Origin of the sequence: Pseudomonas sp., from assembly GCF_030696055.1 — a bacterium.
Lineage (GTDB): Bacteria > Pseudomonadota > Gammaproteobacteria > Pseudomonadales > Pseudomonadaceae > Aquipseudomonas.
The window spans coordinates 1-6,643 of sequence record NZ_JAUYNP010000240.1 but is presented as its reverse complement, the minus strand read 5'-3'; the positions used below and the strand labels follow the sequence as shown (position 1 = coordinate 6,643).

The 6,643-nt window shown below is 65.8% G+C and carries 7 protein-coding genes and 1 pseudogene; 3 read left to right on the top strand and 5 right to left on the bottom strand.

The window, feature by feature from the left end; genetic code table 11:
- Window positions 1-699, bottom strand: a pseudogene (locus tag Q8Q83_RS14080) (nodulation protein NfeD); the annotation flags it as partial.
- Window positions 700-864: 165 nt separating this feature from the next.
- Between Q8Q83_RS14080 and yccS the strand changes: the two are divergent.
- Both yccS and Q8Q83_RS14070 read left to right on the top strand, forming a co-directional pair.
- Window positions 865-3,039 (top strand): YccS family putative transporter, encoded by a 2,175-nt coding sequence (gene yccS, locus Q8Q83_RS14075; RefSeq protein WP_305624712.1) that lies wholly within the window; start codon window positions 865-867, stop codon window positions 3,037-3,039.
- Between the two features lie 230 nt (window positions 3,040-3,269).
- Window positions 3,270-3,761, top strand: coding sequence for a transcription elongation factor GreAB (locus Q8Q83_RS14070; RefSeq protein ID WP_305624710.1), 492 nt, complete (start codon window positions 3,270-3,272; stop codon window positions 3,759-3,761).
- A 6-nt stretch (window positions 3,762-3,767) separates the two neighbouring features.
- Here the strand turns inward: Q8Q83_RS14070 and Q8Q83_RS14065 are convergent, their stop codons facing one another.
- Window positions 3,768-4,526, bottom strand: coding sequence for an ABC transporter substrate-binding protein (locus Q8Q83_RS14065; protein WP_305624708.1), 759 nt, complete (start codon window positions 4,524-4,526; stop codon window positions 3,768-3,770).
- Window positions 4,527-4,695: 169 nt separating this feature from the next.
- Here Q8Q83_RS14065 and Q8Q83_RS14060 point away from each other — a divergent pair, with 169 nt between their 5' ends.
- On the top strand, window positions 4,696-4,929 hold the full coding sequence (locus tag Q8Q83_RS14060; RefSeq protein ID WP_305624707.1) for a DUF2789 domain-containing protein: 234 nt from the start codon (window positions 4,696-4,698) through the stop codon (window positions 4,927-4,929).
- Here the strand turns inward: Q8Q83_RS14060 and Q8Q83_RS14055 are convergent.
- The 3 genes from Q8Q83_RS14055 to Q8Q83_RS14045 form a co-directional block, all read right to left on the bottom strand.
- Entirely contained in the window at window positions 4,912-5,436 is a 525-nt protein-coding gene (locus tag Q8Q83_RS14055) for a YgjP-like metallopeptidase domain-containing protein (RefSeq protein WP_305624705.1), read from the bottom strand. The genes Q8Q83_RS14060 and Q8Q83_RS14055 overlap by 18 nt on opposite strands.
- A 70-nt stretch (window positions 5,437-5,506) precedes the next feature.
- Window positions 5,507-5,968, bottom strand: coding sequence for a hypothetical protein (locus tag Q8Q83_RS14050; RefSeq protein WP_305624703.1), 462 nt, complete (start codon window positions 5,966-5,968; stop codon window positions 5,507-5,509).
- A 324-nt stretch (window positions 5,969-6,292) separates the two neighbouring features.
- Window positions 6,293-6,643 (bottom strand): class II fructose-bisphosphate aldolase (locus Q8Q83_RS14045; protein WP_305624701.1); only part of this gene is annotated, 351 nt, incomplete at its 5' end.

Sequence of the window (6,643 nt, the reverse complement as noted above, 5' to 3'; positions counted from 1 at the left end):
CTTGAAGGTCTTGCCATCCAGCTGACGCAGCAGATCGGCCAGATCGACGGCCAGGTAATCGACCACCTTGAGTTCCAACGCCTCCTCGGCAGACAGGCTGTGGGCCTGGCGCACCGCCTGTTCGGCCCATTCGGCATTGCGCCCGCGCAGCTGCGCCAGGCCGCGGATATAGGCGGCGGCATCGTTGATCTGCTTGGCGGTCATGGCGTCCACCGGCGACTCCTTGTCGTCGTCCGGCTTCTGCTGATTCTCGTCTGCGGCTTTGCCGTTCGGCGCGCCGGGCATGCCGATGGCCACCGGGGTCGCCGCGCCCAGGTTGGTGCCCGGCGCCATGGCGGCGATATGGCTGGCATAGAGGATATAGGTGCCGGCACTGGCGGCACGCGCGCCGCTGGGCGCCACATAGCTGGCCACCGGCACCGGGCTGGCGAGAATCGCCTTGATCATGCTGCGCATCGAGGTATCCAGGCCGCCCGGGGTGTCCATGCTCAACACCAGCAACTGCGCGCCCTGCTCCTGCGCCCGGACCAGGCCACGCACCACATAGTCGGCGCTGGCCGGGCCGATGGCGCCCTCCAGGCGCAGTTCCAGCACGGGCGCGGGGGCCGCGCACAAGCCCACCGCCAATAACGAGCAGGCCAGCAGCAAATAACAGCGCAGCAGCGCAGGCTTCACGAGTCTCTCCCGGGCAGCCGGCATGATCGACGCGCAACGACGACCTGGCTACCTGCTTATGAGGATAGACCAAGGCGCGGGTCACCAAAGCCGCGGCGCGGCGCGACCATAAAAGCGCCGCCAGGGGGCTGCCCAGCCTGCGCCGAGTCCGTTAGGCTGCCGGCTATTGTTCCCGCACAAGGTCCGCGCATGCCGTCCAGCGCTTTCAGTCAGTCCCTGCGTCGCCTCTGGGCCTTGGATAAGTTCAGCTACAGCCTGCGGGTGTTTATTGCCCTCAGTGGCGCGCTGTTGCTGTGCTGGGCGCAGGACTGGATGCAGGCCTTGATTCCACTGTTTCTCGGGGTGATCGCCAGCGCCCTGGCGGAGACCGACGACAGCTGGCAAGGTCGCCTGGCCGCCTTGCTGGTGACCCTGGGTTGCTTCAGCGCCGCGGCCTATGCGGTGGAATGGCTGTTCCCCTACCCCTGGCTGTTCGTCAGCGCCCTGGCCCTGGCCAGCTTCGCCCTGACCATGTTCGGCGCCCTCGGCGAGCGCTACGCCACCCTGGGCTCGGCCACCCTGATCCTGGCGGTGTACAGCATGATCGGCGTGGAACAGCGCGGCGGCAGCGCCGGCCTGTGGTTGGAACCGCTGCTGCTGGTGGCCGGCGCGGCCTGGTATGGCCTGCTCTCGGTGCTGTGGCAGGCGGCCTTCGCCAACCAGCCGGTGCAGCACAGCCTGGCCCGGCTGTTTCGCGAGCTAGGCCGGTACCTCAAGCTCAAGGCCGCGCTGTTCGAGCCGCTGCGCCAGCTCGATGTGGCGCAGCGCCGCCTGGCCCTGGCCAGGCAGAACGGGCGGGTGGTGGCGGCGCTCAACGCCAGCAAGGAAATCCTCCTGCACCGGGTCGGCGACACCCGCCCGGGGCCCAAGATCAGCCGCTACCTCAAGCTGTACTTCCTCGCCCAGGATCTGCATGAGCGCGCCAGCTCCTCGCACTACCCCTACAACGAGCTGGCCGAGGCGTTCTTTCACAGCGATGTGCTGTTCCGCTGCCAGCGCCTGCTGCGCCTGCAGGGCCAGGCCTGCCAGCGCCTGGCGCAGGCCATCGAACTGCGCCAGCCGTTCGAATACCGCGAGCTGTGCGACCAGGCCCTGGTCGACCTGCAGGCCTCCCTGGAGCACCTGCGCCTGCAGAGCAACCCGGCCTGGCGCCACTTGCTGCGCTCCCTCGCCGCCCTGGCCGGCAACCTGCGCAGCCTGGATGGGCTGCTGAGCAACGCCAGCAACCCGGATGCCCTGGCCGAGGAGCAGGACAGCAGCCTGCTGGACCGCGAGCCGCACTCTTTCAGGGACGTCTGGGAGCGCCTGCGCCAGCAGCTGACGCCGACCTCGCTGCTGTTCCGCCACGCCCTGCGCCTGGCCGTCGCCCTAGCCGCCGGCTACGGCCTGCTGCACTGGATTCACCCGGCCCAGGGTTACTGGATACTGCTGACCACATTGTTCGTCTGCCAGCCGAACTACGGCGCCACCCGCCTCAAGCTGCTGCAACGGATCGGCGGCACCGTGCTGGGCCTGCTGCTCGCCTGGGCGCTGTTCGACCTGCTGCCCGATCCGCGCGCCCAGGCGCTGTTCGCGGTAGTCGCCGGGGTGGCCTTCTTCGCCCTGCGCAGCAGCCGCTACACCCTGGCCACCGCGGCCATCACATTGCTGGTGCTGTTCTGCTTCAACCAGGTCGGCGACGGTTACGGGCTGTTTATCCCGCGCCTGGTGGATACCCTGCTGGGCAGCCTGATCGCCGGCCTGGCGGTGTTCCTGATCCTGCCGGACTGGCAAGGCCGCCGCCTCAATCGCCTGCTGGCGAGCACCCTGAGCTGCAACAGCCGCTACCTGCAGCAGATCATCCAGCAGTATGCCAGCGGCAAGCGCGACGACCTGGCCTATCGCCTGGCGCGGCGCAACGCGCACAACGCCGACGCGACCCTGTCGACCACCCTGGGCAATATGCTGATGGAGCCGGGGCACTTCAGGAAGCAGGCGGATATCGGCTTCCGCTTTCTGGTGCTGTCGCACACCCTGCTCAGCTACCTCTCGGGACTCGGCGCGCACCGCGGCGAAACCCAGCTGGCCGGCGCCGACAACCCCCTGCTACTGGGGGCCAACAGCCTGGCGAACAGCCTCGAGGAGATCGCCCAATGCCTGAGCGAAGAGCGCCCGGTAGCGATTCACAGCGAGGCCGAACAACAGTTGGCGAACCGCCTAGAACAGCTCGCCGACGGACTGGATGACCAGCAGCGCCTGGTGCAGACCCAGCTGGCGCTGATCTGCCGCCAGCTCGGCCCGCTGCGCACATTGGCCGCCCATCTGCTTAAGGGCGAGCAGGCCTGACTTGGCAGCTTGGTATAACAGCGCCAACCCTGAGGCCAAGCATTGGCTTCGATGGGTATCATGAGGGACATCCATGTCCCTCACCCTTCGGGCAGCTAAAGCTGTGCAATACGGCATCCTGCCGTTTTGTCGCTGCGCTCAACGCCATCCTACCTGGGCATCGCGTAACTGCCCGACTGGGCGGTTTTCCGCTAATCTGCGCCCCTTCTGCCTGCACTCCGCCAAAGAAAATGCCGACCCTAAACAAACCACTGTTGCTGCAACAGGTGCTAGCCCAGCTCGAAGCCGACCTGGCCCAGGCCCAGCAGGCCGCCCTGACGGCCTACGAAACGGCGACCCACGAAGAAAATATCGCCGAGAACAAGTACGACACCCTGGGCCTGGAAGCGTCCTACCTGGCCACCGGTCAGGCGCGCCGCGCCGAGGCCATCCGCCATTGCCTGGGCACCTGGAAGCAGCTGGTCTTGCGCCCCTTCGACCGGCTGCAGGGCATCCAACTGGGCGCCCTGGTGTGGCTGGCCGATGAGGAGGACAAGCGCCAGTGCCTGTTCGTCGGCCCGGACGGCGCGGCCATGAAACTCCAGCAGGCTGGCCACAGCGTGCAGGTGATAGGCCCGCAAGCGCCGCTGGGGCAGCGCCTGCTCGGCTGCGGCGAGGGCGACAGCATAGAGCTGCGCATCGGCGGCAAGCTGCAACTGTTCGAGATAGTGCAGGTGATTTAAGCCTGTTTAGTAGGGAATCTCGACCTGCCATTCCTTGGCCAACTGCGCCAGCCGGCCTTGCTCGATCATCTGCTGCAACGCCCGATCTAGGTCCTCACGCAAGGGTCTATAGCGGTCTTGGCGGGGGAAGGCGAAGTAGCCGTCCTGCAGGTCGATCTGGGACTTGAGCTGCTCGATCTTATCGGTCAGGCCCAGCGCCAGCAGTACCGGGCGGGTATTGCGCTGGTTGCTGGCCAACAGATCCAGACGCCCGGCGCTAAGCATCTTCAGGCCATTCTCGACCCCTTCCACCGTGACCAGATCGAGCTGCGCGCGCCGGCTGTCGAACCGCGCGCCATAGACCCAGGCGCGCACCACCCCGATGCGCCGGCCGAGCAACTCCCGGTAGTCGCCGTGCCAGTACAACAGGCGCCCGCGCTGGCGGTAGAAGACGATGTGATCGCGGTAGAAGGGCTGCGCGGAAAAGACGAAACGCGCCTCGCGCTCGGCATTCTTGTAGGGCCCGATCAGGATATCGCCCTGGCCGTGCTCGACCATATGCTGCGCGCGGGCCCAGGGGTGCAGCTCGAAGCGAACCTGATAGCCCAGGGGTTCCAGCGCCTGGCGCAGCACGCTGGTGGCGAGGCCCCGATAGCCACCAGCGTGTTGTTCGAACACCCCGGGAAAGTTGGTGCCGATTGCCAACAGCTCGCGCGCCGCTAGCGGAACGGCCAGCAGCGCGCAGCAACATGCCAGCAACAACCTGGGCAGAACGCGCGAATGCATGAAATGGAGGCCTCGGCCATGGGGGGACGATATCAGGCAGCCTAGCAGGTCAGGCTCCGCGCCTTGCCGGCGCTATGCAACTGTTCGCACTGCTGCCGGTCGACTAAAAGCTGCTATCACTTGATAGTCGGAAAACCCCTTTCGCAGCGCCGCACTTCAGGAGATTCGCATGCAAGCGCAGACCCACAGCCTGTCGGCATTGTTCAAGCAGCTCGGCCTGGACCATGAGCAGGCCAGCATCGATCGCTTTATCAAGCACCACTCGCCCTTGCCGGAAGGCTGCCGGCTGGCCGACGCACCCTTCTGGAGCCCGGCCCAGGCGGCTTTTCTGTGCGAGGAAATACTCGAAGACGCCGACTGGGCCGAGGTGGTCGATCAGCTCAATCTATTGCTGCGGGGCTGACAGCCCAGGCGCGCAGCCGGGCAGCTCACGCCAGGTCAGGTAGACACGCAGATCGAACTCCAGCTGGTGGTAGCCCGGCAACATGTACTCGCACAGCTTGTAGAAGGCCTTGTTGTGCTCGGCCTCCTTCAGGTGCGCCAGCTCATGCACCACTATCATCTGCAGAAATTCGGGAGCGGCGTCCTTGAACAGGGCGGCGACGCGGATTTCCTTCTTCGCCTTGAGCTTGCCGCCCTGCACCCGCGAGATTGCCGTGTGCAGGCCGAGGGCGCGGTGAGTCAGGTCCAGGCGGTTGTCGTAGAGCACCTTGTCGATGGCCGGCGCATTGCGCAGGTGCTCCTGCTTGAGCCCCTGGATATAGGCATACAGCGCCTTGTCGCTCTGGATGCCGTGCTTGCCGCTGTAGGAGCGCGCCAGGTAGTCGCCCAGGCGCTGCTCGGCGATCAGCTGGCGGATCTTGTCTTGCAGCTGGGCCGGGTAGCCTTGCAGGTATTTAAGCGGGGTCATGACTGGGCTTGCGCAATGCACCTCGAGATAGGTCCGGCGATTATGCCGCAAGCCCGGCTCCAGCAGTCTGTCAGTCTGTCGGCGCGGCCGGCAGCGCGGCCGAGAATGGCGCGGGGCACTGGTCCGCGCGCAAGCCGCAGGGCCGGCCGGCCAGATAGCTGCGGTAAATCTGCAGCATCTGCTCGACGCTGACCCGGCAACGCTCGCCGCGGCACTGGCCGTTAAAGTCGAAGCGGCTGTCCTGCGCCTGCGCCAGGCGGATATAGAGCGCCGGCCACGCGCTGGGCGGCGCATCGGCCGGGGTAAACAACAGGCGTCCGTCGCGCTGCAACAGCGGCGCCCCGGCAGCGGCATAGTCGAAGACGAACAGCAGGGTGCGCGACACCTTGGTGGTGCACTCGACGCGGCTCAGGCAGCGCCGCGGATCGGACTCCGGCACGGCCAGCGGCGCAGGCAGAGCCGTGCTGCTCGGCTGCCCCGCGCAACCCGTCAGCACAGCAATGGCGAATACCAGCCCGATCAACCTATGCATCGCTTCCCCCCAGCAGATAACAAAAAGCCCCGCATCTGCGGCAATGCCGTTCAGTTGGCTATCTCAGATCGTTTGTCGCAAGCAAGGAGCCCAGAACGTAGCCCGGATGCAATCCGGGAGCGGATTTGCAGGGGGTAGATTTCCCCGGATTTCATCCGGGCTACAAAAAATGCCGTTCGCTTGGCTTAAGTGAACGGCATTACCGCATCAGCTGGGCTCTTGGGTCATGCCTAGGGTGGACAGGGCTAAGCCTTGTCCACCTTATGCGACACAGTGGCGGACAAGCCTGCGGCATGTCCGCCCTACGCCACCATCGCCTCCGGCTTAGTTGACCTTGGCGGCCAGCTCACCCTTGGCGTAGCGCTGGAACATGCCTTCCAGGGTGATCGGCTTGATCTTCGAGGCATTGCCGGCGGTGCCAAAGGCTTCGTAGCGGGCAATGCAGATATCGCGCATGGCCGTCACTGTGGCGCCGAAGAATTTACGCGGGTCGAACTCGCTCGGGTTGCTGGCCATCAGGCGACGCATGGCACCGGTGGAAGCCAGGCGCAGGTCGGTGTCGATATTGACCTTGCGCACGCCGTACTTGATGCCTTCGACTATCTCTTCGACCGGCACGCCGTAGGTCTCTTTGATGTCGCCGCCGTACTGGTTGATGATCGCCAGCCACTCCTG

What these genes read in the sequence shown, in the direction of transcription:
- yccS (WP_305624712.1), top strand. Translation starts at nt 865, where the DNA reads ATGCCGTCCAGCGCTTTCAGTCAGTCCCTGCGTCGCCTCTGGGCCTTG.
- Q8Q83_RS14070 (WP_305624710.1), top strand. Translation starts at nt 3,270, where the DNA reads ATGCCGACCCTAAACAAACCACTGTTGCTGCAACAGGTGCTAGCCCAG.
- Q8Q83_RS14065 (WP_305624708.1), bottom strand. Translation starts at nt 4,526, where the DNA reads ATGCATTCGCGCGTTCTGCCCAGGTTGTTGCTGGCATGTTGCTGCGCG.
- Q8Q83_RS14060 (WP_305624707.1), top strand. Translation starts at nt 4,696, where the DNA reads ATGCAAGCGCAGACCCACAGCCTGTCGGCATTGTTCAAGCAGCTCGGC.
- Q8Q83_RS14055 (WP_305624705.1), bottom strand. Translation starts at nt 5,436, where the DNA reads ATGACCCCGCTTAAATACCTGCAAGGCTACCCGGCCCAGCTGCAAGAC.
- Q8Q83_RS14050 (WP_305624703.1), bottom strand. Translation starts at nt 5,968, where the DNA reads ATGCATAGGTTGATCGGGCTGGTATTCGCCATTGCTGTGCTGACGGGT.